The 23,473-nt window shown below is 68.1% G+C and carries 22 protein-coding genes and 1 pseudogene; 18 read left to right on the top strand and 5 right to left on the bottom strand.

The window, feature by feature from the left end:
• The first annotated feature begins 838 nt into the window (after positions 1-838).
• The 7 genes from AC6LKG_RS23900 to AC6LKG_RS23870 are packed head-to-tail and all read left to right on the top strand — an operon-like array spanning position 839 to position 8,652.
• Positions 839-3,190, top strand: coding sequence for a bifunctional salicylyl-CoA 5-hydroxylase/oxidoreductase (locus tag AC6LKG_RS23900; RefSeq protein ID WP_498168925.1), 2,352 nt, complete (start codon positions 839-841; stop codon positions 3,188-3,190).
• Positions 3,187-3,978: an SDR family NAD(P)-dependent oxidoreductase gene (locus tag AC6LKG_RS23895; protein ID WP_498168923.1), complete on the top strand. Its 792-nt coding sequence runs from the start codon at positions 3,187-3,189 to the stop codon at positions 3,976-3,978. The genes AC6LKG_RS23900 and AC6LKG_RS23895 overlap by 4 nt, the downstream gene beginning before the upstream one ends.
• 37 nt (positions 3,979-4,015) lie before the next feature.
• Complete coding sequence (locus tag AC6LKG_RS23890) at positions 4,016-4,873, top strand: enoyl-CoA hydratase family protein (protein ID WP_006388558.1); 858 nt, start codon at positions 4,016-4,018, stop codon at positions 4,871-4,873.
• A gap of 2 nt (positions 4,874-4,875) precedes the next feature.
• Positions 4,876-6,045 carry an acyl-CoA dehydrogenase family protein gene (locus AC6LKG_RS23885; RefSeq protein ID WP_498168928.1) on the top strand — a complete coding sequence of 390 codons (1,170 nt, stop codon included), beginning with the start codon at positions 4,876-4,878 and terminating at the stop codon, positions 6,043-6,045.
• A gap of 60 nt (positions 6,046-6,105) precedes the next feature.
• The gene (locus AC6LKG_RS23880; protein WP_498168920.1) at positions 6,106-7,746 is read left to right on the top strand and encodes an AMP-binding protein; all 1,641 of its coding nucleotides are present in this window, start codon (positions 6,106-6,108) and stop codon (positions 7,744-7,746) included.
• A 23-nt stretch (positions 7,747-7,769) separates the two neighbouring features.
• The gene (locus AC6LKG_RS23875) at positions 7,770-8,195 is read left to right on the top strand and encodes an acyl-CoA thioesterase (RefSeq protein WP_498168917.1); all 426 of its coding nucleotides are present in this window, start codon (positions 7,770-7,772) and stop codon (positions 8,193-8,195) included.
• A gap of 52 nt (positions 8,196-8,247) precedes the next feature.
• Positions 8,248-8,652, top strand: a complete 405-nt coding sequence (locus tag AC6LKG_RS23870; RefSeq protein WP_006388562.1) for a RidA family protein — start codon at positions 8,248-8,250, stop codon at positions 8,650-8,652.
• Between the two features lie 477 nt (positions 8,653-9,129).
• On the opposite strand, the gene AC6LKG_RS23865 is transcribed toward AC6LKG_RS23870, so the two are convergent.
• Positions 9,130-10,116 carry an AraC family transcriptional regulator gene (locus tag AC6LKG_RS23865; RefSeq protein ID WP_498168914.1) on the bottom strand — a complete coding sequence of 329 codons (987 nt, stop codon included), beginning with the start codon at positions 10,114-10,116 and terminating at the stop codon, positions 9,130-9,132.
• A gap of 262 nt (positions 10,117-10,378) precedes the next feature.
• On the opposite strand from AC6LKG_RS23865, the gene AC6LKG_RS23860 reads away from it, so the two are divergent.
• From AC6LKG_RS23860 to AC6LKG_RS23835, 6 genes are read left to right on the top strand one after another with little or no spacing between them, the layout of a single operon-like run.
• Positions 10,379-11,566: an ABC transporter substrate-binding protein gene (locus AC6LKG_RS23860; RefSeq protein ID WP_498168911.1), complete on the top strand. Its 1,188-nt coding sequence runs from the start codon at positions 10,379-10,381 to the stop codon at positions 11,564-11,566.
• A gap of 31 nt (positions 11,567-11,597) precedes the next feature.
• Positions 11,598-12,842 carry a dienelactone hydrolase family protein gene (locus tag AC6LKG_RS23855; RefSeq protein WP_498168909.1) on the top strand — a complete coding sequence of 415 codons (1,245 nt, stop codon included), beginning with the start codon at positions 11,598-11,600 and terminating at the stop codon, positions 12,840-12,842.
• Positions 12,843-12,851: 9 nt separating this feature from the next.
• The gene (locus tag AC6LKG_RS23850; protein ID WP_498168906.1) at positions 12,852-14,195 is read left to right on the top strand and encodes an aromatic ring-hydroxylating dioxygenase subunit alpha; all 1,344 of its coding nucleotides are present in this window, start codon (positions 12,852-12,854) and stop codon (positions 14,193-14,195) included.
• Entirely contained in the window at positions 14,186-14,719 is a 534-nt protein-coding gene (locus tag AC6LKG_RS23845; protein ID WP_498168903.1) for an aromatic-ring-hydroxylating dioxygenase subunit beta, read from the top strand. The genes AC6LKG_RS23850 and AC6LKG_RS23845 overlap by 10 nt, the downstream gene beginning before the upstream one ends.
• Entirely contained in the window at positions 14,716-15,327 is a 612-nt protein-coding gene (locus tag AC6LKG_RS23840; RefSeq protein ID WP_498168901.1) for a cysteine hydrolase family protein, read from the top strand. Before AC6LKG_RS23845 ends, AC6LKG_RS23840 begins: the two co-directional genes overlap by 4 nt.
• A 13-nt stretch (positions 15,328-15,340) precedes the next feature.
• Positions 15,341-16,147 (top strand): SDR family oxidoreductase, encoded by an 807-nt coding sequence (locus AC6LKG_RS23835; protein WP_498168899.1) that lies wholly within the window; start codon positions 15,341-15,343, stop codon positions 16,145-16,147.
• Positions 16,148-16,261: 114 nt separating this feature from the next.
• Here the strand turns inward: AC6LKG_RS23835 and AC6LKG_RS23830 are convergent, their stop codons facing one another.
• Entirely contained in the window at positions 16,262-18,025 is a 1,764-nt protein-coding gene (locus tag AC6LKG_RS23830; RefSeq protein WP_498168896.1) for a flagellar assembly protein A, read from the bottom strand.
• 339 nt (positions 18,026-18,364) lie between these two features.
• Here AC6LKG_RS23830 and AC6LKG_RS23825 point away from each other — a divergent pair, with 339 nt between their 5' ends.
• The gene (locus tag AC6LKG_RS23825; RefSeq protein WP_498168894.1) at positions 18,365-19,105 is read left to right on the top strand and encodes a lytic transglycosylase domain-containing protein; all 741 of its coding nucleotides are present in this window, start codon (positions 18,365-18,367) and stop codon (positions 19,103-19,105) included.
• 64 nt (positions 19,106-19,169) lie between these two features.
• Here AC6LKG_RS23825 and hemL read toward each other — a convergent pair whose 3' ends face one another.
• Genes hemL through AC6LKG_RS23810 form a run of 3 tightly spaced genes read right to left on the bottom strand, consistent with a single transcriptional unit; the run spans position 19,170 to position 21,924 of the window.
• On the bottom strand, positions 19,170-20,447 hold the full coding sequence (hemL, locus tag AC6LKG_RS23820; RefSeq protein ID WP_498168891.1) for a glutamate-1-semialdehyde 2,1-aminomutase: 1,278 nt from the start codon (positions 20,445-20,447) through the stop codon (positions 19,170-19,172).
• Positions 20,448-20,452: 5 nt separating this feature from the next.
• Positions 20,453-21,118 carry a thiamine phosphate synthase gene (thiE, locus tag AC6LKG_RS23815; RefSeq protein ID WP_498168890.1) on the bottom strand — a complete coding sequence of 222 codons (666 nt, stop codon included), beginning with the start codon at positions 21,116-21,118 and terminating at the stop codon, positions 20,453-20,455.
• Complete coding sequence (locus AC6LKG_RS23810) at positions 21,115-21,924, bottom strand: hydroxymethylpyrimidine/phosphomethylpyrimidine kinase (RefSeq protein WP_498168888.1); 810 nt, start codon at positions 21,922-21,924, stop codon at positions 21,115-21,117. Before AC6LKG_RS23810 ends, thiE begins: the two co-directional genes overlap by 4 nt.
• Before the next feature lie 156 nt (positions 21,925-22,080).
• On the opposite strand from AC6LKG_RS23810, the gene AC6LKG_RS23805 reads away from it, so the two are divergent.
• The 4 genes and pseudogenes from AC6LKG_RS23805 to AC6LKG_RS23790 all read left to right on the top strand — a co-directional run.
• A complete protein-coding gene (locus AC6LKG_RS23805; RefSeq protein WP_003814980.1) occupies positions 22,081-22,245 on the top strand; it encodes a rubredoxin in 165 nt (54 codons plus the stop codon).
• Between the two features lie 129 nt (positions 22,246-22,374).
• Entirely contained in the window at positions 22,375-22,962 is a 588-nt protein-coding gene (locus AC6LKG_RS23800) for a YqgE/AlgH family protein (RefSeq protein ID WP_498168886.1), read from the top strand.
• On the top strand, positions 22,955-23,356 hold the full coding sequence (gene ruvX / locus AC6LKG_RS23795) for a Holliday junction resolvase RuvX (protein WP_498168884.1): 402 nt from the start codon (positions 22,955-22,957) through the stop codon (positions 23,354-23,356). The genes AC6LKG_RS23800 and ruvX overlap by 8 nt, the downstream gene beginning before the upstream one ends.
• A 19-nt stretch (positions 23,357-23,375) precedes the next feature.
• A pseudogene (locus AC6LKG_RS23790) lies at positions 23,376-23,473 on the top strand (aspartate carbamoyltransferase); the annotation flags it as partial.

The raw sequence follows: 23,473 nt of genomic DNA, 5'->3' as shown, positions 1-23,473 counted from the left end.
TCCGGAGCGTTCGCTCCGGACTTCCCCGGGCTCAACCTCGTTGCCGCCTGGCGGCGGCTGCCTTCGGTTTCCGCCGGGCGCATCTACACGCCCCGCCATCCCCCACCGACCCCGCCACGCGCTCGCGGTGAGACGTAATGACGGTCGCTGGGGCGGGCGGTGTGCTTGGCATGCTGGTGACCGTCACTGTGAGAGGGAAGGGTCTTGCGGGGCCCGCCGCAAACCGGCCGCGCGGGCGGCCTTTTGCGGCTTACGTGGTGTCTTGCGTCGGGATGATGACGCTTTCTGCTGGGCGCCGCACTGACCCCTCTCGCTGCGATAGCATCAGCAGGCCTGATCTAAACGACGATCAGGTTTTTAATGCCTTAAACACAAAAATACTGACACTCCCTCGCGTGTGGAAAAGGTCCATCCGACGCGATTGCGTGGCTGCCAGCACCACGACTGTTGTCGGCGGCGCACGCGCTCGTCACGCGCAAGCCAGCCCCCACCGCGCCGCCATTACCCCCTCCCCCTTCGGAGAGGAACCACCAGAAAACCGCTCGCCACCAGCGCGCAGCGCACCCGCCTCACTTTCAGATGCACAGACGCCCATCGTGGCCGTCCGCCCGCCCGAGGGGCGACCTACGAAGCTCGATCCCGCAGCACCCCACCCCCAACCGCCCCAACGGCACCCGCCCGCCGCACATCAAGCCCGTCCCCAGAATTCAACCCCCACGTTTCCCCCATTTGCGATCCTCCCATTCCAGGTATATATTTCAAGCCTAAACTATCAAGGCCTAAAAATAGCAGCGACCCGCCCCAGCTTCCGGGCCGCACTTCTTGGAGCGTTACGGCAATGAAAATCGTATGCATTGGTGGTGGTCCCGCCGGTCTGTATTTCGGTCTGCTCATGAAGCTGCAAGACCCGGCCAACGAAGTCACGGTGATCGAGCGCAACCGCCCCTACGACACCTTCGGCTGGGGCGTGGTGTTCTCGGATGCCACCATGCAGAACCTGCGCGAAGCCGATCCGGTTTCCGCCCAGACCATCGGTGACGCCTTCAATCACTGGGACGACATCGACATCCACTTCAAGGGGCGCAGCATCCGCAGCGGCGGCCACGGCTTCATCGGCATCGGCCGCAAGAAGCTGCTCAACATCCTGCAGGCACGCTGCGAAGACGTCGGCGTGAAACTGGTGTTCGAGAACTTCGTCCAGGATGACCAGGCCATCGCCCGCGAATACGACGCCGACCTGGTCATCGCCTCCGACGGCATCAACAGCCAGATCCGCACCCGCTACGCCGACACCTTCCATCCCGACATCGACCAGCGCCGCTGCCGCTTCGTCTGGCTTGGCACCAAGAAGGTCTTCGACGCCTTCACCTTCGCCTTCGTCCAGACCGAGCACGGCTGGTTCCAGGCCCACGCCTACCGCTACGAAGACGGCATGTCGACCTTCATCGTCGAGACGCCGGAGGAAACCTGGCAGGCCGCCGGCATCGAGCAGATGAGCCAGGAAGACGGCATCGCGTATTGCGAGAAACTGTTCGCGCCGTGGCTGGACGGCAATGCGCTGGTCAGCAATGCCTCGCACTTGCGCGGCTCGGCCATCTGGATCCGCTTCCCGCGCGTCATCTGCAACACATGGGTCCACTGGAACCAGCTCGACACCGCGCGCGGCAAGCGCGCCGTGCCGGTGGTGCTGATGGGCGATGCGGCCCACACCGCGCACTTCTCCATCGGTTCGGGCACCAAGCTGGCGCTGGAAGACGCGATCGAACTGGCGCGCTGCCTGAGTGGCGCCGAAGGCAGCGTCGAGCGCGGCCTGAAGCATTACGAGGAAGTGCGCAGCGTCGAAGTGCTGAAGATCCAGAACGCCGCCCGCAACTCCACCGAGTGGTTCGAGAACGTGGCGCGCTACGCCGAACTCGAACCCGAACAATTCGCCTATTCGCTGTTGACCCGTTCGCAGCGCATTTCGCACGAAAACCTGCGGCTGCGCGACCCGGCCTGGCTGGAAGGCTTCGAGCGCTGGATCGCCGAGCACGCCGGCGCGCAGGCGCCGGCCGGCCAGCGGCCGCCGCTGCCCATGCTGACGCCGTACCAGGCGCGCGGCGTCAAGCTCAAGAACCGCATCCTGGTGTCACCGATGGCCATGTATTCCTGCACCGACGGCGTGCCGGGCGACTTCCACCTGGTGCACCTGGGCGCCCGCGCCATGGGCGGCGCCGGGCTGGTGATGGTGGAAATGACCTGCGTCTCGCCCGACGGCCGCATCACCCCGGGGTGCCCGGGCCTGTGGAACGACGAACAGCAGCAGGCCTTTGCCCGTATCGTCGGCTTCGTGCACGGCAACAGCGACGCCCGCATCGGCGTGCAGTTGGGCCATGCCGGCCGCAAGGGCTCGACGCAGCTGGGCTGGCAGAAGATCGACCATCCGCTGCCCGAAGGCAACTGGCCGTTGCTGTCGGCCTCGGCCCTGCCGTACATCGAGGGCGTGTCGCAGACGCCGCGCGCCATGACGCGCGCCGACATGGACGACGTGCGCGACAACTTCGTGGCCGCGGCCCGCCGCGCCCAGGCCGCCGGCTTCGACTGGCTCGAACTGCACTGCGCCCACGGCTATCTGCTGTCCAGCTTCATCTCGCCGCTGACCAACCATCGCGACGACGAATACGGCGGCAGCCTGGAAAACCGCCTGCGCTTCCCGCTGGAAGTGTTCCGCGCGGTGCGCGCCGTCTGGCCCGAGGACAAGCCGATGTCAGTGCGGATCTCGGCCAGCGACTGGGTCGAGGGCGGCATCACGCCCGACGACGCGGTCGAGATCGCGCGCCACTTCAAGGCCGCCGGTGCCGACATGATCGACTGCTCGTCGGGCCAGGTCAGCAAGGAAGAAAAGCCGGTCTACGGCCGCATGTTCCAGACGCCGTTCGCCGATCGCGTGCGCAACGAGGCCGGCATTCCCACCATTGCGGTGGGCGCCATCTTCGAGGCCGACCACGCCAATGCCATCATCGCCTCGGGCCGCGCCGACCTCTGCGCGCTGGCCCGTCCCCACCTGGCGGATGCGTCCTGGACGCTGCGCGAAGCGGCGCGGGTGGGCTATCGTGACGTGGCCTGGCCGAGCCAGTATTTCGCCGGCAAGCGCCAGTTGGAAACCAACTTCGAACGCGCCGCCGCCATGGCGCAACTGGACATCAAATGAGCACGTCCTCCCTTCCCCTGGCCGGCCGCCATGCGCTGGTGACGGGCGGCGCCCGTGGCATCGGCCTGGCCAGCGCCCGCGCCCTGCTGGAACGCGGCGCGCGGGTCACGCTGCTGGGCCGCGACGGCGGCGCGCTGGAGGCGGCCGTGGACGGCCTGGCCAGCCTGGGCCAGGTGCAGGCGGTCAGCGCCGACATCGCCGACGAGGCCTCGGTGCGCCAGGCCTTCGCCCAGGCCGAGGCCGAACTGGGCCCGGTACTGGTGCTGGTCAACAACGCCGGCCAGGCCGTCAGCCAGCGCTTTGACCGCACCGACGCCGCGCTGTGGCAGTCGATGCTGGCTGTCAACCTGACCGGAACCTTCCACTGCATCCAGGCGGCTCTGCCCGGCATGCTGGCCGCGCAATGGGGCCGCGTCATCAATGTGGCCAGTACCGCGGGCCTGATCGGCTATGCCTACGTCAGCGCCTACTGCGCGGCCAAGCATGGCGTGATCGGCCTGACCCGCTCGCTGGCGCTGGAAACGGCGCAGAAGGGCGTCACCGTCAACGCTGTCTGCCCGGGCTACACCGAGACCGACATCGTGCGCGGCGCGGTCGCCAATATCGTCGAGAAGACCGGCATGACGCCGGACGCCGCCCGCGCCAAGCTGGCCGAGCGCAACCCGCAGGGCCGCCTGGTGCAGCCCGAGGAAGTGGCCGAGACGGTCGCCTGGCTGGCGCTGCCGGCCTCGTCGTCCATCAACGGCCAGGCCATCGCCGTCGACGGCGGCGAAGTGATGACCGGCTGAGCCGGCGCCCACCCCACGATTCCAGAACGGAGACACCATGAGCACGCAGCCCGAAGAGCACACCATGAAGCACCACAAGCGCCCGCTGGCCGGCTACCAGGCCCGGACGTTCCTGTGGCAGGTGTCGGCCGACGGCAAGGTCGCCACCATCACGCTCAACCGCCCCGAGCGCAAGAACCCGCTGACCTTCGATTCCTACGCCGAACTGCGCGATCTGTTCCGCGCGCTGGTGTACGCAACCGACATCAAGGTGGTGGTGGTGACGGGCGCCGGCGGCAACTTCTGCTCGGGCGGCGACGTGCATGAAATCATCGGGCCGCTGACGAAGATGAGCATGCCCGAATTGCTGGACTTCACCCGCATGACGGGCGATCTGGTCAAGGCCATGCGCGCCTGCCCGCAGCCGATCGTGGCGGCGGTGGACGGCGTCTGCGCCGGCGCCGGCGCGATGGTGGCGCTGGCCTCCGACATGCGCCTGGGCACGCCGGCCGCGCGCACCGCCTTCCTGTTCACGCGGGTGGGCCTGGCGGGGGCCGACATGGGCGCCTGCACGCTGCTGCCGCGCATGATCGGCCAAGGCCGCGCCTCCGAACTGCTGTACACCGGCCGCGCCATGACCGCCGAGGAAGGCGCAAGCTGGGGTTTCTTCAACGCGCTGCACGAGTCGGACGCCCTGATGGACGCGGCGGCCAAGCTGGCCGCGCAACTGGCCGCGGGCCCCACCTTCGCCCACGGCGTGACCAAGAAACTGCTGCACCAGGAATGGAACATGGGCGTGGACGAGGCCATCGAGGCCGAGGCCGAGGCCCAGGCCATCTGCATGCAGACGCGCGATTTCCACCGCGCCTACGAGGCCTTCGTGGCCAAACAGAAGCCGGTCTTCGAGGGGAACTGATGATGCGCGACGCAAGCTGGCTGGACTGGCCCTTTTTCGACGACGCCCACCGCAAGCTGGCGCACGAGGTGGATGGCTGGTGCGAAAGCGCCCTGGGAGACGTCGACCACCACGACGCCGACGCGGCCTGCCGCAAGCTGGTCAAGGCCATGGGCCAGGCCGGCTGGCTGCGTTACGCGGTCGCCGGCGGCCCTGGCGGCGCCTGGGGCGGCGCGCTGCCCGAGGTCGATTCGCGTTCGGTCTGCATCCTGCGCGAGACCTTCGCGCGCCACGAGGGCCTGGCGGACTTCGCCTTCGCCATGCAGGGCCTGGGCAGCGGCGCGATCTCGCTGATGGGTTCGGATGCGCTGCGCCAGCGCTACCTGCCGCGCGTGGCCAGCGGCGAGGCCATCGCGGCGTTCGCGCTGTCGGAGCCGGATGCCGGCTCGGACGTGGCCGCGCTGGCCTGCGAGGCCCGGCTGGACGGCGACCACTACGTGCTCAATGGCGCCAAGACCTGGATTTCCAACGGCGGCATCGCCGACTTCTATTGCGTGTTCGCCCGCACCGGCGAGGCGCCGGGCGCGCGCGGCATCAGCGCCTTCGTGGTGGATGCCGACACCCCGGGCTTCGAGATCTCGGAGCGCATCGAGCTGATCGCGCCGCACCCGCTGGCCACCATCACCTTCGACAACTGCCGCATCCCGATGTCGCAGCGGCTGGGCGAGGCGGGGCAGGGCTTCAAGCTGGCGATGATGACGCTGGATATCTTCCGTGCTTCGGTGGCGGCCGCCGCGCTGGGCTTTGCGCGCCGCGCGCTGGACGAAGGCCTGGCGCGCGCCAGGTCGCGCCGCATGTTCGGCCAGACCCTGGCCGACCTGCAACTGACGCAGGCGGCGCTGGGCGACATGGCCACGGCCATCGACGCCTCGGCGCTGCTGACCTATCGCGCCGCGTGGATGCGCGACGTGCAGAAACAACGCACCACGCGCGAGGCGGCCATGGCCAAGATGACGGCCACCGAATCGGCGCAGAGCGTGATCGACCGCGCGCTGCAGATGTTCGGCGGCGCGGGCGTGGTGTCGGGGATGCCGGTGGAGAAGCTTTACAGGGAAATCAGAGCGCTGCGTATTTACGAAGGCGCCACCGAAGTGCAGAAGTTGATCATCGCCCGGGAACTGCTGAAAGCCTGAAGAAACCATCGAGTTTCCGCTTTCGGCAGTCAACTACACCGCATCAGCAAGGGGAATTGCATGGAAGTATCCGCCCACATCGACACTTTCGCCCGGGATAACCTGCCCCCGGGCGAACAATGGCCCGAGTTCCTGCTGGACGGCCCCGACGTGGCCTATCCCAAGCGCTTCAATTGCGCGGTTGAGCTGGTGGACGCCCTGGTCGACCGTGGCCACGGCGAGCGCGTCGCGCTGCGCTGGGCGCAGGACGGCAAGCCGGCCACCATGACCTACCGCGAACTGGCGGCGCTGACCAACCGCATCGCGCGCGTGCTGGTCGAGGACATGAAGCTGGTGCCGGGCAACCGCCTGCTGCTGCGCGGCCCCAACAACCCGATGATGGCGGCGTCCTGGCTGGCCGCCATTAAGGCGGGCCTGGTGACGGTGCCGACCATGCCGCTGCTGCGCGCCAAGGAACTCAAGCAGATCATCGACAAGGCGCAGATCCAGGCGGTGCTGTGCGATGTGCGCCTGAAGGAAGAAGCGCAATTCTGCGCCCAGCCGGGTCATGAGCAGCATTGTCCGGGCCTGACGCGGATCGTGTATTTCAACGATGCGGCATCCGATTCGCTGGACACCCTGGCGGCGGCCAAGCCGGATGATTTCACGGCCTGCGATACCGCCGCCGATGACGTCTGCCTGATCGCCTTCACCAGCGGCACCACCGGCGCGCCCAAGGGCTGCATGCACTTCCACCGCGATGTGCTGGCGATGTGCGACCTGTTCCCCAAGCACGTCATCAAGCCGGGCCCGAACGACATTTTCTGCGGCACGCCGCCGCTGGCGTTCACCTTCGGCCTGGGCGGGCTGCTGTGCTTTCCGCTGCGGGTCGGCGCCAGCACCGTGCTGGCCGAGCGCCTGACGCCGGAAAGCCTGTTGCAGTTGATCCAGGACTTTCGCGCCACCATCGTCTTCACCGCGCCGACGTTCTACCGGCAGATGGCGGCGCTGGTGGGCAAGTTCGACCTGTCTTCGCTCAAGAAGAGCGTGTCGGCCGGCGAGGCGCTGCCCGATGCCACGCGCCAATTGTGGAAGGAGGCGACCGGCATCGAGATGATCGATGGCATTGGCGGCACCGAGATGATCCATGTGTTCGTTTCCAGCCCGCCGGAGTCGGTGCGCCGGGGCGCGATCGGCCGCGTGGTGCCGGGCTACATCGCCCGGATCGTGGACGATGACATGAATCCGGTGCCCAACGGCACTGTCGGACGCCTGGCGATCAAGGGGCCGACGGGCTGCCGCTATCTGGCCGACGAGCGCCAGCGCCGCTTCGTGCAGCAGGGCTGGAACCTGCCTGGCGATACGTTCGTGCAGGACGATGACGGCTACCTGTTCTACCAGGCGCGCAACGACGACATGATCGTTTCGGCCGGCTATAACATCGCCGGTCCGGAGGTCGAGGATGCCTTGTTGCGCCACGAGGCGGTGGCCGAGTGCGGTGTGGTGGGCGCGCCGGACGAAGAGCGCGGCCAGTTGGTCAAGGCCTTCGTGGTGCTCAAGCCGGGCTTTGCGCCGAGCGAGGCGTTGGTGGCGACGTTGCAGCAGTTCGTCAAGGCCAGCATCGCGCCCTACAAGTATCCCCGCGCCATCGAGTTCGTCACCGCGCTGCCGCGTACCGAGACGGGCAAGTTGCAGCGTTTTGCGCTGCGCAAGATGGCGTGATTCTTTTGCATTGAGGAAATTCCATGGCAGCCCCTTTCATCAGCCAGGTCGAAGTCCGATTCCGCCATTGCGATCCGGCGGGCATCGTTTTCTATCCGCGCTATTTCGAGATGATCAATGACTTTGTCGAGGAGTGGTTCGACAAGGGCATGGGGCTGCCATTCCACGCGCTGCACGTGGAGCGTCACATCGGCACGCCGATGGCGTCGGTGACTTGCGATTTCAGCGCGCCGAGCCGCTGGCACGAGAAGCTGCGGCAGACGCTGCAGGTGCAGCGCATCGGCGGGGCGTCGTTCAAGGCGCTGGTGCGGTTCGAGGGGCCGGACGGGCAGTTGCGGCTGTCGGCGACGCTGACGATCGTGACGGTTGACCTGCGCACGATGAAGTCGATGCCGTTGCCGGCGGATCTGCGCGCGCGCATGCAGGACTATCTGGTTGCCGCCGAGTGAATCCGGCGGGGGCCACCCTGGTGTTTGTTTTTTGATAATAGGATGAGACGTTATGAAGATTCTGCAACCGCCGGATTGGATGGCGCCGCGGGGCTATTCGAATGGGATCCTGACCGAGATGACGGTGGGGAGCAAGCTGGTGTTCGTGGGCGGGCAGGTTGGCTGGAACGGGCAGCAGCAGTTCGAGTCGGATGATCTGGCCGATCAGGTGCGGCAGACGTTGGCCAACATCGTGGCGATTCTCGCCGAGGGTGGGGCCAGGCCTGAGCATATCGTGCGGATGACGTGGTATGTGACGGACAAGGATGCCTATGTGGCGGCTTATCCGGAAATCGGCAAGCACTATCGTGAATTGATCGGGAGGCATTTTCCGGCGATGACGGCGGTGGAGGTGGCGGATCTGGTGGAGGATCGGGCCAAGGTGGAGATTGAAGTTACGGCGGTGGTGCCGGCTTGACGGTGGGCCGGCCTTGACGTGTTGATGCGCGGCGAGGTGGGTTCTTGAGCCGCGGGTGAGGGGGCAGGCGGGGGGATGGCGGGGCTACGATTGCGGTCCGGAGCCTTCGCTCCGGACTGCCCCTTCGTCATCCTCGTCCCCGCCTGCGGCGACTCCTTCGGATTCCCTCGGGCGCATCTACACGCCCCGCCATCCCCCCGCCTGCCCCCTCACCCGCTCACGATAAGAATTAATGGCGGGTGCTGGGGCGATTGAGGTTCTTGGCGTTTTGATGGTCGGCAACGCGGGTTCAGAGCGATTTGCGGGGCCCGCTTCAAGGCGGCCGCGCGGGCGGCCTTTTGAAGCTTACGTGGTGTCTTGCGGGGGCGGATGACGCTGCGCGCTTGCGGGGTGATTTATCACATATGTAGTGGTTTTACTACGTTAGTGATTCTGTGCCCTTGGCTGCGGGGTTGGCGCATGGCGCCAGGTGGCTGGCTATTTGCCGGCCTGGAAGGTTTCGCGCGGGAGTTCGCCGAAGCGGTCGCGGTAGTACTCGGAGAAGCGGCCCAGGTGGCTGATGCCTACGGAGACGGCCACCTCGGTCACGCTTTCGCAGGCGCCTTGCTGCAGCTTTTCGCGGGCGGCGTCCAGGCGCAGGACGCGTAGCGCCTGCATGGGGGTGGTCTCGCGGTGTTGCTGGAACAGGCGGGTGAGGACGCTGGGGCTGGCGCCGGCGCCGCGGGCGATGTCGGTCAGGGTCAGGGGGGCGGCCAGGTGGGCGCGCATGTAGGCTTCGGCCTGGGCGACGCGGCGCGGCAGGGCGGGGGGCAGGCCGGCGTGGCGTTGCCAGGTGTTGGGCTGGTTGTAGAGCAGGTGCAGGACGAGCGTGTCTTCCAGGTGCTCCAGCCAGGCGGCGGGCGGTCTCGGCGCGCCGTCGTCCAGGGTGGGGAGCAGGTGGATCAGGCTGGTCATCATGCTGCGCCAGGCGGCGCCGACGGGGGTGTCCAGGCGTAGCGCGGGGCTGAAGTCCAGGGGGCGGGCGGCGGCGTCGCCGAAGATGCGGTGGCCGATGGCTTCGAGCTTGCCGCGCGGGATCTTCAGCAGCAGTTGCTCGCAGCCGGCTTCCCAGTGCAGTTTCAGGGCGCGGTTGGGGGCGATGACGGCGGCGCAGTCGGGGTGGGCGTCGACGCAGTCGCTGCCGCATTCGATGCGGGCACGGCCGCGCAGCGGCACCTGCACCAGCATGAAGTCCTGCAGGCGGTCGGGTTCGATGTGGACTTCGGCGCCGTAGCGCAGGGTACAGACGCTCAGGGCGCCGAAGCGGGCGCGGTTCAGCTCGGCGTCGACGCGGCCGCCTTTCCAGGTCAGGCGGTGGTCCTTGAGCGCCTCGGAGACGCGTTCGCGCGTTTCGGCGGGCTGGGTGGAACTGAAGACGCGCTGTTTGAGCAATGGCGCCAGCTCGATGCGGGACCAGCCGTGCATGGATGCCTCCGGGACGGGAACGCTCCCGTATCGCCGTCGAGCGTAATGCAATCGTCAAGCCTTGGGAATTAAGTGAATCCCGGATATTCCTGGTTCGATTCGGATAGAGCCGCGCGCCCGGCCGCCCTAAGCTGGGGGTTGTTGGAAGGCGGCGCCGTGGCGCGTAAGCTGGCAATTTTCATCGTTGGCGGGGTGTACCGACGGCAGACGGATTCTGTCAGCATTGCGCCGGCGGCGCCGGCGGACACGAACGGGGTGGTTCATGAACGGAAAACAATGGCGTTTGCGCGCGTTGGCGGCGCTGGTCTCGGTGGGCTGTATCACGGCCGCGGCGGGGGCGTCGGCGGCCGACCGGATCAAGGTCGGCCTGCTGACCACGTTGTCGGGCCCAGGCGCGGCGCTGGGCAACGAGATCCGCGACGGCTTCAATCTGGCACTGCAGCATACCGGCGGCAAGCTGGGCGGGCTGCCGGCCGAGGTGGTGGCGGCCGATGACCAGCAGAAGGCCGATGCCGGACGCCAGGCGGTCGAGCGGCTGCTCAAGCGCGACAAGGTCGATGTCATGACCGGCATCGTGTTCTCGAACGTGCTGCTTCCGGTGATGCCGGCGATCCTGCAGTCGGGCACCATCTATCTCAGCACCAATACCGGGCCGGAGAATTATGCCGGCGCCGGCTGCAATCCGAATTTCTTCGCGGTGGCCTGGCAGAACGAGGACATCCCGGCGGCGATGGGCAAGTATGCCGCCGATCAGGGCTTCAAGCGGGTGGCGCTGATCGCGCCGGATTATCCGGGCGGGCGCGAATCGCTCAACGGCTTCAAGCGCCTGTACAAGGGCGGGCTGTCCGAGGAAATCTATACCCAGCTCGGCCAGCTCGACTACGGCGTCGAGATCACGCGGCTGCGCGCCAGCAAGCCCGACGCGGTGTTCTTCTTCCTGCCGGGCGGCATGGGCGTGAACTTCATCAAGCAGTTCAACGGCGCCGGCCTGGGCAAGGAGATCGCGCTGCTGGCGCCGGGCTTCTCGGGCGACGAGGACACCATCGCGGCGGTGGGCGCGCCCATCGAGGGTCTGCACAACTCGTCGCAATGGGCCGCCGACCTGGACAACCCGGCCAACCGCAAGTTCGTCGAGGACTTCAGGAAGACCTACAACCGCACGCCCACGCTGTATGCCTCGCAGGGCTACGACGCCGCCATGCTGCTGGACAGCGCGGTCAGGCAGACTGGCGGCAAGCTGGGCGCCGATGCCTTGCGCCCGGCGCTGCGGCGCGCCGATTTCAAGTCGGTGCGCGGCGATTTCAAGTTCAATCGCAATCAGTATCCGATCCAGAACTACTACCTGCGCACCATCACCAAGGGTGCGGACGGCAAGCTGGCCAACAAGCTGGCGGGCACACTGTTGACGCAATATCACGATCCGTTCGCCGCCGCGTGCCAGATGAAATAGGCCTGGCGGCGCCAGTATCAAGGAGAGACGTATGACCGCAACCATCACGACGCGCGAGGTGACCATCGCCTCGCACGACGGCAAATCATTCAGCGCCTACCTGGCCGTGCCCGCCTCGGGCCACGGGCCGGGGCTGGTGCTGTGCCAGGAGATCTTCGGCATCAATGACTTCATGCGGCGCACCGCGCAGGCGCTGGCCGAGGAAGGCTACGTGGTGCTGGCGCCGGACCTGTTCTGGCGCCAGCAGCCCGGCATCCAGTTGACCGATGGCCCGGCCGACATGCCGCGCGCCTTCGAGCTGTACCAGCGTTTCGATGTCGATCTGGGCGTCAAGGATGTCGCCTCGACCCTGGACGCGCTGCGGGCACTGCCCGAGCAGGAAGGCGGCGCCGGCGTGCTGGGCTACTGCCTGGGCGGCAAGCTGGCCTATCTGGCCGCCTGCCGCACCGATGCCGACGTGGCCATAGGCTACTACGGCGTGGGCATCGAGGACAGCCTGGAAGAAGCCGCCAACCTGCGCGGCCGGCTGGTGCTGCACATCGCCGAGCAGGACGGCTTCTGTCCGCCGCCGGCGCGCCAGCGCATCCTGGAGGCGCTGGGCGGCAAGGCCAACGTCGAGCTGTACGTGTACCCCGGCATGGACCACGCCTTTGCCCGCACCGGCGGCGCGCACTACGACAAGCCGTCGGCGCTGATGGCGCATCAGCGCAGCATGGCCGCGCTGCAACGCGTGATCGGCCCGCAGTTCGACTATTCGGCCCTGTGGGACAAGCACTGCGAATACGAATTCGGCACGCGCGATGTGGCCGCGACCATGGCCACGATGGTGGCCGAGCCCTACGTCAACCACATCCCCACCATGACCGGTGGCGTGGGCTACCGCGAGCTGTCGCGCTTCTACCAGCACCACTTCGTCAACAGCAATCCGCCCGACACCAGACTGGTGCCGCTGTCGCGCACCGTGGGCGCGACCCAGATCGTCGACGAGCTGCTGTTCTGCTTCACCCACACTACCGAGATCGACTGGCTGCTGCCCGGCGTTGCGCCCACCGGCAAATACGTCGAGATTCCGCTGGTGGCCATCGTCAAGTTCCGCGGCGACAAGCTCTGCCACGAACACATCTATTGGGACCAGGCCAGCGTGCTGGTGCAGATCGGCGTGCTCGATCCCAAGGGGCTGCCGGTGGCCGGCCGCGAGACCGCGCAGAAGCTGCTGGACGAGACTCTGCCTTCCAATACCTTGATGGCGCGCTGGAAAGACAGCGAGAACAAGTAGGAGACCGGCATGCCGTATAGCGATCAACAATTGGGCGAGATGGTGCGCGGCGACAGCGTGCACCGCGCCCTGTACACCGACCCGGCGATCTTCGAGCTGGAGATGCAGCGCATCTATGGCCGCGCCTGGGTCTACGTCGGCCACGTAAGCCAGGTACCCAAGACCGGCGACTACCACACCACGCGCCTGGGTGACCAGGACGTGCTGATGGTGCGCGCCAGCGACGGCCGCGTGCACGTGCTCTACAACCGCTGCCCGCACAAGGGCGCCAAGGTGGTGGCGGACGGCGACGGCTGCGTCGGCAAGTTCTTCCGCTGCCCGTACCACGCCTGGACCTTCAAGCTGGACGGCAGCCACCTCGGCGTGCCGCTCAAGCAGGGATTGGAGGGCACCTCGTACGATCCGACCGACCCCAGCTTCTCGATGCGGCGCCTGCCGCGCGTGGAAAGCTATCGTGGCTTCGTCTTCGCCAGCCAGGCCCGCGACGGCCAGGGCCTGGAGGAATTCCTGGGCGGCGTGCGTTCGTCCATCGACAATCTGTGCGACCGTTCGCCGGTGGGCGAGGTGGAAGTGGCCGGCGGCATCTTCCGCGTGATGCAGCGTTCCAACTGGAAGGTGTTCTACGAGAACCTGCACGACACCATGCATGCCCGCGTGACGCACGAATCGTCCTTCGCCGCCGCGCGCGACGAGGCCAAGGAAATCGGCGAGATGCCGTTCGAGCTGCACATCATGGACGGCAACGGCGAGCCCTACGAATTCTGGGAAAAGCTGGAGCTGCGCGCCTACGAAAACGGCCACGGCTACATGGAAGGCATCTTCAACCCGGGCGCGGCCGAGCGCGACCCGGTGTCGCGCGCGCACTTCGAGGCGTTGACCGCCGCCTACGGCGCCGACCGCGCCCGCGAGATCCTCGGCATGAACCGCCACAACACCGTCATCTACGGCAGCGGCTCGCCGCATACGGTGTTCCAGCAGTTTCGCGTGATCCGGCCGATCGCCGTCGACCGCACCCTGATCGAGATCCAGACGTTCCGTTGCAAGGGAGCGCCGGACGGCGTGTTCAAGCGCGCCATGCTGTACGCCAACGTGATCAATTCGCCGTCGTCCAACGTCATGCCGGACGACATCGAACTCTACAACCGCTGCCAGGAAGGCAACGCCACCCGCGGCGGCGAATGGGTCAGCATGCACCGCTACCACGGCACCGACCGCAGCGACGCCGACGGCATGGTGTCGGTCAACGGCACCAGCGAGCTGCCGATGCGCAACCAGTTCCGCGCCTGGAAGCTCTATATGGAGGCCGGTCCCGTGGCGTCCGCCCATGGCCAAGGAGAAGGCGCATGCTGCTAGACCTGGAATTCGACGTATCCACCGCCGACCTGGCGCCAGCCGAGGTGCCGGCCGAGGCCTATCACCGCATCGCCCAGTTCCTGTACCGCGAGGCGCGGCTGCTGGACGAGCGCCGCTACGACGATTGGCAGGCGCTGTGGACCGACGACGGCATGTACTGGATGCCGCGCGAGCCGGGCCAGGCCAGCCCCTACGATCACATCTCGCTGTTCTGGGAAGACCGCATGCTGCGCGACGTGCGCATCCGCCGGCTGCAACATCCACGCAACTGGTCGCAGCAGCCGCCCACGCGCAGCGCGCGACTGGTGGGCGGGGTACAGATCGAGGGCGTGGATGCTGGCGGCAACCTGGTGGTGCATTCGGCGTTCCAGATGACCGAGTGGCGCAAGCGCCAGCCGCGCCAATTGGCGGGCCGCTACACCCACAAACTGGCGGCTGCCGGCGACAGTTGGCGCATCCGCATGAAGCGCGTCGATCTGGTCAATTGCGACGATGCGCATGACGTGTTCGAGGTGTTTGTGTGAGTACGAGCGATACCGCGGTGCTGGCGCTGCATTACCAGAACGACGTGCTGCATCCCGAAGGCAAGATCCGGGTCGGGCTGGACGCCGACGGCGCGGTGCGCCAGCGCGTGCTGCGCGGCGCCGCGGCCTTGCTCGACGGCGCGCGTGGCCACGGCCTGCCGATCGTGCATGTGCGCATCGCCTTCCGTCCCGACTATGCCGACCTGTTGCCCAACTGCGCGATCTTCCGCAACGTTGCCAGCATCGGCGCGGTGGCCGAAGGCCAGTGGGGCAGCGCCTTCTACGAGGGCCTGCAGCCGCTGGCGGGCAGCACGCGCGAGTTCGTGGTCAAGCACACCCGCATCAGTGCCTTCTACGGCACGCCGCTGGAAGAGACGCTGCGGCTGCTGGGCGCGCGCCGCCTGGTGGTGGCGGGCGTCGCGACCCATTCGGTGGTCGAGGGCACCGTGCGGCACGCCGCCGATATCGGCTTCAATGTCATGGTGGCCGAAGACGCCTGCGCCTCGGCCGATCCGGCGGTACACGATGCCTCGCTGGCCAGCATGCGCCTGATCGCGCAGACCGGCTCGGTGGCGCAGGCGGTAAGCTGGGCGGCCACCTCCCACTGATCGAGGACCCCCAATGGATTTATCAGGCTTTCCCGGCTTGGCCGGCAAGACCGCTATCGTCACCGGCAGTACGCAGGGGCTGGGCGCGGATATCGCCCGCGGGCTGGCGGCGGCCGGCGCCAATGTGGTGCTGGTGGGGCGCAACGCCCAGGCCGGACAGGCGCTGGCCGGCGAAATCGGCGCGGCGGCGCTGTTCCACGAAACCGACATCGGCCGCGATGAGCAGATCCGGCAATGCCTGGACGCGGCGCTGGCGCACTTTGGCCGTGTCGAATTCCTGGTGAACAACGCCTGCCAGTACAACGATCGCGGGCTGGCTTCCAGCCGCGAGGAATGGCACGCCACGCTCGACACCAACCTGGTGTCGGCCGCCATCTTCACGCAGATGGCGGCGCCGCTGCTGCCGCGCGGCGGGGTGGTGGTCAACCTGGGCAGTACCGGCGGCAAGTTCGGCGCCGCGGGGCGGGCGCTGTATCCGGCGTCCAAGGCGGCCTTGCTGCAGATCACCAAGAACTTCGCGGTGGAACTGGCTCCGGCCGGCATCCGCGTGCTGGCGGTGTCGCCGGCCTGGACCTGGTCGCCGTCGGTAGAACAACTGGCGGGCGGCTCGCGCGAGGCCGCCGATGCCGTGGGCGCGCACTTCCATCCACTGGGCCGGGTCGGCTCTGGCGAGGAGATCGCGGCGGCGGTGTGCTTCGCCTGCTCGGACGCGGCGTCCTGGATGACCGGGGTGGATATCCCGGTGGATGGCGGGTTTTCGATCCTGGGGCCGGACCGCGGGTTTTCGCCGCGCGCCTGGTTCGCGCAGTTGGCGCCCTGAGAGGGGAGCTGCCGGCGCATGGCGGGCACGCCCGGCGCGGTATGCGGTTGCGATGCGGCCGGCGCGCCGATGCAGGCGGCTGCGGGGAACGCCCCGGCGGCCGCCTGGGGCACGTCAGCGGATGACGATCTCGCCTTCTTCGAGCGCGGCCTTGCCGCCGATCTGGTCTTCCAGGAATTCCTGTATCCGGTTGCCGACCTGGATCTTGGTGCCGCCGCAGAAGCGCCGCGCGGCGATGATGGTGGCGGTATGCAGCGGCTGCAAGTCGCGGAGCAACTGGGCCTCTTCCTCGTCCAGTTCGATCAGGTCGCGGCCCAGTTTGGTGTGGGTGTTGCGGGCGCGCTCGACCACGTCGCCGGCGGCCCGGCCGGGGTTGGCGTGCAGGAACAGCAGCAACTGTTCCAGCTTGGCCTTTTCCTCGTTCATCTTCAGGCGCTTGCGCGTCAGCGCCGAGCGCTTGATGTCGGCATGCGGGTCCAGCCCGGCCTGCACCAGCGTGGGCACGCCGGCCGGCGAGCCGATAGTGCCGGCGCGCACCGATTGCAGGGCGCGGATCTGGCCGCCGGTGATGGCGGTCTGCTGCGTGTTGGGCGCGCCGACGTTGACGCTGCCGCCCGCCGCGATGCTGCTCTGGCGGATCTCGCGTTCCACTTCCACGTTCTGGCCGGCGCTGATGATGGCGTTGGCGATGAAGCGGGCGCGCACTTCGCCGCCACAGACGATATGGGCGGTGCGCGCGGCGGCGTTGTTGGCGGTCTCGCCGGCGCCTTCCGGCATGGCCTCGGCCATGCCGATAATGCCGCCCTTGACCGTCACGTTGCCGCCGGCCTCGACCAGCGCGGCTTCCATGGTGCCGTTAACGACCACGTCGCCGGTCACCCGGACTTCCATTGTGGCGCTGATGTCGCCGCGCACCTGCAGCGAGCCTTCGAAATTGATGTTGCCGGTGGACAGGTCGACCGCGTCCACTTCGACCACCGGATTGACCTGCGCACCCTGGTGGATCAGCTTGGGCGAGCCGGCGATGGCGGCGCGCAGCAGATTGGGGTCCTCGGGGTCGATCTCGACGCCGGACATTTCGGCGTTGAACGGCGTGTCCGGCAGTTCTTCCGGCAGTACCGGCTGGCCCAGCACGTTGCGTCCGTCGATGCCGGGCAGCGGCGGAATGCGGCGCATCAGCGGCATGCCGGGCGTCACCAGCAGCAGGCTGCCGAGGTCGCGGTAGTCGATCTGCGCCAGTTCGTCCATTTCCTGGGCGCGCGGCTTGAGCCGGTCCAGCAGGCTCTCGAAGCGGGTGGGGGTGCCGCGCGTCGGCGGCGTGCCCTGGGCGATCAGCACGGTCTGGGCGCCGCCGCGTTCGACGGCCTCGGCCAGTTCCTGTTCCAGCACGCCATGGATGATGCCCTGGTCGGCGATGGCCTGGCGCAGCTCCGCCAGGCTCACCGGCTTGCCGCCCTTGGGCGGGTGCAGCGTGACCAGGGCCGACATGCAGGTGGCGTCCACTTCCAGGTCGAACGAGCCGTCGATCAGCTTGCCCACCGGGACCTGCACCGGTTCGGTGGCGTGGCGAGCCAGATCGATGAAGGCGATGACGGCGTGGTTGTCCAGCGCGTCGGTCGCCCAGCCTTGGGCGGTGGCCAGGGCGGCCAGGGCGTCCCAGCTTGGCAGGGAGGTGGGCGGCTTGGCGTCCGGGGCGTCCGGCGCGGTCGCCTGGGGCGCGGCATCCTGGATCGCGCCGTCCTGCGGCGCGGCGTCGCCGGCCTGGGCGTCTCCGGGCGTGCCGGCGGCGCTTTCCGTCACGGATGGCGGCCTGTAAATCGCCGTCAGGACGTTGGTATTGGCATCCAGCACTAGCTGGAGCGTGTTGTCTGCGCCCATCTCCGCCTCCCGCCCGGCGGTTCTCCGCCTGGGTTCATTCATTTAGTAATTAAACGAAATATTGCGACATATGTTAACCCAGGAAGCGGGGACTACTGCGCAGTAGTCCCCGACCGGCGGGCACAAAAGATCTAAATATGGCCCTTATTTCAGACCGATTGCCCCCCCATGCCGCGCTTGGCCCGCCATGGGGCAAGCGTGGCGGTGGCCGATTCACGGCCAGCGCGACGAGGGCACACAGGCCCTAGTCCATCGGCAGGAGCGACAAAGCGCACGTACCGGCTCAGCATAGGCGTTCGGTGCCCCTATCCCCTCGCTTGCCGCCGGAGCTTTCACGCCATGTCCCGATCCCTGCCTTCGCTGTCGCCCCTGCCGTGCCGCTGGCGCGCGGCTACGGCCAGCCTGGCCGTAGCCGCCATGCTGGCGGCGGCGGCGCTGGCACCGGCCGGCAGCGCCCGCGCCGACGAGATCTACCGCTACCGGGACCCGTTCGGCGTCTGGCGCGCCATGAAAGTGCCCAACGGCTACGCCAAGTACTACAAGCGCGCCCAGGCCCGTGGCGCCCTGCGTGGCACCCGCATCAAGGTCTGCCTGGAATGCGAGCCGCGCGCCGGCGACGGCGCCAGCCTGCTCGGGTTGCGCCTGCGCGCCGCGCGCTGGGGGCCGACGCCGCCGCCCACCGCGCACGACGAACTGATTGCGCAGGCGGCCAGGGATTCGGGGGTGGACCGGGCGCTGTTGACCGCCGTCATCGCGGTGGAATCCGGCTTTCGCAGCGACGCGCGCTCGCCCAAGGGGGCGCTCGGCCTGATGCAGTTGATGCCAGCCACCGCGGCCACGCTGCTGGTGTCGGATGACATCGAGAGGGCGCTGGTGGACCCCGCCACCAACGTGAAGGCGGGTTCAAGCCTGCTGCGCCGCCTGATCGACCAATATCCCGGCCGGCTCGACCTGGCGCTGGCGGCCTACAACGCGGGCGAAGGCGCAGTGCGCAAGTACGATGCGGTACCGCCCTACGCCGAGACCCAGCAATACGTGCGCGACGTCACCGCGCTATACCAGCATTACAAGACCCCTTAGCAGAACGGCCCGCGGCGGATGCCGGCGGGCCGTCAAGGGGACAGGCGCGGGCCCGGGCGGGCGCTCAGAGGCCCGCGAACACTTTTTCGGCGATATCCAGCGTGGCCTGGATGACGGCGTCGTCATGGGTGGCCGAGACGAAGCCGGCTTCGAAAGCCGACGGCGCGAAATGCACGCCGTGGTCCAGCATGGCGTGGAAGAAGCGGTTGAAGCGCGCCGTGTCGCAGGCCGAGACCTCGGCGAACGTGGCCGGCACCTTGTCGCTGAAATAGATGCCGAACATGCCGCCGACCGAGTCGGCCGAGAACGCCAGGCCGGCGGCGCGGGCGCGCTCCTGCAGGCCCTGGGCCAGTTTGGCGGTCTGCGCCGCCAGCTTGTCGTAGAAGCCGGGCGCGGCGATCAGGCGCAGCGTGGCCAGGCCGGCGGCCACGGCCACCGGGTTGCCCGACAGCGTGCCCGCCTGGTAGACGCCGCCCAGCGGCGCGATGTGCTTCATGATCTCGGCGCTGCCGCCGAAGGCGCCCACCGGCATGCCGCCGCCGATCACCTTGGCCAGCGTGGTCAGGTCGGGCTTGACGCCCGACAGGCCCTGCACGCCCTGCGGGCCGACGCGGAAACCGGTCATGACCTCGTCGAAGATCAGCAGCGCGCCGTGCTGCGTGCAGACCTCGCGCAGCCCTTCCAGGAAGCCGGCGGCCGGCTTGATCAGGTTCATGTTGCCGGCGATCGGCTCGACGATGATGCAGGCGATGTCGGCGCCGTGCTGGGCGAAGGCCTCGCGCACCGCGTCCAGGTTGTTGTATTCCAGGGTCAGCGTGTGTGAGACGAATTCGGGCGGCACGCCGGCCGAGCTGGGGTTGCCGAAGGTCAGCAGGCCCGAGCCGGCCTTGACCAGCAGGCTGTCGGAATGGCCGTGGTAGCAGCCCTCGAACTTGACGATCTTGTTGCGGCCGGTGGCGCCGCGCGCCAGGCGGATGGCCGTCATGGTGGCTTCCGTGCCCGAGCTGACCAGGCGCACCTGTTCCAGCGACGGCAGGCGCGCGATCAGCACTTCGGCCAGCTCGATCTCGGCCTCGGTGGGAGCGCCGAACGACAGGCCGTTGACAGCCGCGTCCTGCACCGCGCGCACCACGTCCGGGTGCGAGTGGCCCAGGATGGCCGGGCCCCACGAACCGACGTAGTCGATGTACTGCTTGTCTTCCGCATCCCACACGTACGGCCCCTGCGCGCGCTTGATGAAGCGCGGCGTGCCGCCCACGGAGCGGAAGGCGCGCACGGGCGAGTTGACGCCGCCGGGGATGCTGCGGCTGGCGCGTTCGAAAAGCTGGGCGTTACGGGACATGGCGGTCAGGGCTTCTGGTTGCGGTTGATGGAGTAGGGCGCGGCGCAGGCCGCGGCGGCGGCGCGGATGGCGGGCGCCTCGAACAGGCCGGTGATGACGGCGACCGAATCGGCGCCGGCGGCAGCCACCAGGGCCGCGTTCTCGGGCGTGATGCCGCCGATGGCGACCACCGCGGGGCGCGGCGCGTCGCGTTCCTCGACCAGGGCGCGGGCCTCGGTCAGCACCGACAGCGGCGCGCGCACCGTGTCCGGCTTGACGCGCGAGGGGAACATGGCGCCGAAGGCGATGTAGTCGGCGCCGGCATCGAGCAGTTCGCGGGCGCGGCCCAGGTCGTCGTAGCTGGAGCCGCCCAGGATCAGGTCGGGGCCGGCCTCTGCGCGGATGCGGGCCAGGCTGTCGTCGTCGCGGCCGACGTGGGCGCCGTCGGCGCCGACTTCCAGCGCCAGGCGCCAGTCGTCATTGATGAGGAACACCACCCCGAGTTCGCGGCACAGCGGCGCCAGGGCGCGCGCCTGTCCGGCGCGCACGGCGTCGGGCACGTCCTTGCGGCGCAGTTGCAGTGCCCGCATGCCGCCCTCGGCGGCCTGGCGCACCGCGCGCAGCAGGCGCTCGGTGTCGTCCCATTCAGGCGTGACGCCGTACAGGCCGGTGGGAAAACGCAGGGCTTTCATTGCGGTTGGATCCGGTTGGGAATGCGCCGGCCCATGCCCGGCAGGAAGCTGGCGGCGACCGCCGCGTCGGCGTGGGCCAGCCCCAGGCGCACCGCCTCGGGCATTTCCAGGCCGCGCGCCAACTGGGCGGTGATGGCGGTGGCGGCCAGGCCGCCGGCATCGCCATTGCGATCGGGCGGAGCCTGCCAGGGCAGGGTGGTGGTCTGGCCATTGGGGCCGAGCAGCACGTTGGCATAATGGCCAGGCCGCTGCGGGCTGCCCAGCACCAGCACCCATTCGGCGCCGGCCGCGACCAGCGCATGCATCGGCGAAGGTGCGTCCCCGATATCGATGTCGCCGTCGGCGTGCCATTGCGCCAGGCGCAGGTGCTCGACGACCAGCAGGTCGGTCTGCGGCAGCACCAGCTCGAGCACGGCGGCCAGCAGGTCATCGGCCTCGTCCTCGTCGGCGGCGTCGGCCGGCACCTGGGCGCGCTGGCCCAGATGCAGCACCAGCGGCACCTGGCTGTAATCGGCCGCTACCTGGGCGGCTACGCTTGCCGTTTCGGCGGTGTATAGTCCGCCCACCTTGATGGCCTGCACCGGCATGTCCTCGAGCAGGCAGCGGGCCTGGTCGTCCAGCAGGTCGGGTGAAACGGGATGGATTTCTTCGATGCCGGCGGTATCCTGCACGGTCAATGCCGTGACGGCCGCCAGGCCATGACAGCCCAGGCGGGCGCAGGTGACGGCATCCGCGGGCAAGCCGTCGGCGCCCGACGGGTCGAGCGGGCCGAAGACCAAAACGAGAGGGGGAGTAACGGGGGCCACGTGGACAGCGCTAGAGTTGGGGTACCCGGACTCATTTTGCGGAGAATCAGGGGAACCCCTATTGGGTTTCGGTAAGATTGTCCCCATTCTAATGGATGCCTCCCGCCTTTGCCCTGTAGCGGGGATGACGGCGGGAAATTGATGTAAGAGAGAGCTATGCGTACTTGGATGTGTCTGATTTGCGGCTGGGTCTACGACGAAGAGGCCGGCCTGCCCGACGAAGGAATCGCGCCCGGCACCCGCTGGGAAGACGTGCCGCCGAACTGGGTCTGTCCCGAATGCGGCGCCCGCAAAGAGGACTTCGAACTGATGGAAATCTGAAACCCGCAGCGCCGACGTATTCCGCCAAGGCTTGCAACGAGGGGGCGGCCATGTCCGCTCCGCGCTTCCGACGGGCCACGCCATGGTGGCGGCCCCCGGCTCTATCAGACTACCCACAGAGGGGTTGCCATGACGGAAAAACACCACGAAGAGGCCAGCACGCAGGCCGCCAACTTCGCCAACCAGTTCCTGATCGCCATGCCGGGCATGGTCGAAGGCAGCCTGGCCGGCTCGGTCATCTACATCTGCGAACACACTGAGCGCGGCGCCCTGGGCCTGGTCATCAACCGGCCCACCGACCTGACGCTCGGCACCTTGTTCGAACGCATCGACCTGGCGCTCGAAATCGGCCCCGTCAAGGACACGCTGGTGTTCTTCGGCGGTCCGGTGCAGACCGACCGCGGTTTCGTGTTGCATGCGCCCGCCGGCGACTACAGCTCCAGCATCAAGCTGGGCGAAATGGCCCTGACCACCTCGCGCGACGTGCTGCAGGCCGTGGCCGACGGCAACGGCCCCGCCCGCATGCTGGTCACGCTGGGTTACGCCGGTTGGGGCGCCGGCCAGCTCGAAAGCGAAATGGGCCAGAACGCCTGGCTGTCGGTTGGCGCCGACGACCACATCATCTTCGACGTGCCGCCCGAAGAACGCTACCCCGCCGCCCTCAAGCTGCTGGGCATCGATCCGGTCATGCTGGCCGGCGACGCGGGCCATGCCTGAAGAAACCCTGCTGGCGTTCGATTTCGGCGAGAAGAAAATCGGCGTGGCCATCGGCAATACGCTGACGCGCCATGCGCGGCCGCTGGAGATCATCTTCAGCGAGGTGCGCGACGTGCGCTTTGCCCGCATCGAGGCGCTGCTGCGCGAATGGCAGCCGCACCGCGTGGTGGTCGGCCTGGCGCTCGACAGCGATGGCGGCGAACAGCCCGCCACCGCGCGGTGCCGGCGCTTTGCCAACCAGTTGCACGGCCGCTTCGGCGTCGCGGTGGAACTGGTCGACGAGCGCGGCTCCAGCATGGAGGCGCAGCGCCTGCTGGGCACCCACGCGGCCGACGACGCCATGGCGGCCGCGGTCATCCTGCAACGCTACCTGGACAAGCCGCCGGCGCCCTGACGCCGGCGCCGGCCCGCGCATGCTCAATCCGCAACTCGACCGCCACGGTGAACTGATTCATCTGCTGACGACGGAAGGGTTGCCGCGCCGCCATGTCGAGCGCCTGCTCGACATGGC

The organism is Achromobacter sp. 46006 (assembly GCF_059761975.1).
This window is presented reverse-complemented; position numbering and strand designations above follow the sequence as displayed.

Excerpts from the sequence above, each read along its gene's own strand:
- AC6LKG_RS23885 (WP_498168928.1), top strand. The coding sequence starts at position 4,876 with ATGCGCGACGCAAGCTGGCTGGACTGGCCCTTTTTCGACGACGCCCAC.
- AC6LKG_RS23835 (WP_498168899.1), top strand. The coding sequence starts at position 15,341 with ATGGATTTATCAGGCTTTCCCGGCTTGGCCGGCAAGACCGCTATCGTC.
- AC6LKG_RS23800 (WP_498168886.1), top strand. The coding sequence starts at position 22,375 with ATGACGGAAAAACACCACGAAGAGGCCAGCACGCAGGCCGCCAACTTC.
- hemL (WP_498168891.1), bottom strand. The coding sequence starts at position 20,447 with ATGTCCCGTAACGCCCAGCTTTTCGAACGCGCCAGCCGCAGCATCCCC.
- AC6LKG_RS23875 (WP_498168917.1), top strand. The coding sequence starts at position 7,770 with ATGGCAGCCCCTTTCATCAGCCAGGTCGAAGTCCGATTCCGCCATTGC.
- AC6LKG_RS23850 (WP_498168906.1), top strand. The coding sequence starts at position 12,852 with ATGCCGTATAGCGATCAACAATTGGGCGAGATGGTGCGCGGCGACAGC.
- AC6LKG_RS23890 (WP_006388558.1), top strand. The coding sequence starts at position 4,016 with ATGAGCACGCAGCCCGAAGAGCACACCATGAAGCACCACAAGCGCCCG.
- AC6LKG_RS23845 (WP_498168903.1), top strand. The coding sequence starts at position 14,186 with ATGCTGCTAGACCTGGAATTCGACGTATCCACCGCCGACCTGGCGCCA.
- AC6LKG_RS23865 (WP_498168914.1), bottom strand. The coding sequence starts at position 10,116 with ATGCACGGCTGGTCCCGCATCGAGCTGGCGCCATTGCTCAAACAGCGC.
- thiE (WP_498168890.1), bottom strand. The coding sequence starts at position 21,118 with ATGAAAGCCCTGCGTTTTCCCACCGGCCTGTACGGCGTCACGCCTGAA.
- AC6LKG_RS23825 (WP_498168894.1), top strand. The coding sequence starts at position 18,365 with ATGTCCCGATCCCTGCCTTCGCTGTCGCCCCTGCCGTGCCGCTGGCGC.
- AC6LKG_RS23900 (WP_498168925.1), top strand. The coding sequence starts at position 839 with ATGAAAATCGTATGCATTGGTGGTGGTCCCGCCGGTCTGTATTTCGGT.
- AC6LKG_RS23805 (WP_003814980.1), top strand. The coding sequence starts at position 22,081 with ATGCGTACTTGGATGTGTCTGATTTGCGGCTGGGTCTACGACGAAGAG.
- AC6LKG_RS23855 (WP_498168909.1), top strand. The coding sequence starts at position 11,598 with ATGACCGCAACCATCACGACGCGCGAGGTGACCATCGCCTCGCACGAC.
- AC6LKG_RS23870 (WP_006388562.1), top strand. The coding sequence starts at position 8,248 with ATGAAGATTCTGCAACCGCCGGATTGGATGGCGCCGCGGGGCTATTCG.
- AC6LKG_RS23895 (WP_498168923.1), top strand. The coding sequence starts at position 3,187 with ATGAGCACGTCCTCCCTTCCCCTGGCCGGCCGCCATGCGCTGGTGACG.
- AC6LKG_RS23860 (WP_498168911.1), top strand. The coding sequence starts at position 10,379 with ATGAACGGAAAACAATGGCGTTTGCGCGCGTTGGCGGCGCTGGTCTCG.
- AC6LKG_RS23830 (WP_498168896.1), bottom strand. The coding sequence starts at position 18,025 with ATGGGCGCAGACAACACGCTCCAGCTAGTGCTGGATGCCAATACCAAC.
- AC6LKG_RS23880 (WP_498168920.1), top strand. The coding sequence starts at position 6,106 with ATGGAAGTATCCGCCCACATCGACACTTTCGCCCGGGATAACCTGCCC.
- ruvX (WP_498168884.1), top strand. The coding sequence starts at position 22,955 with ATGCCTGAAGAAACCCTGCTGGCGTTCGATTTCGGCGAGAAGAAAATC.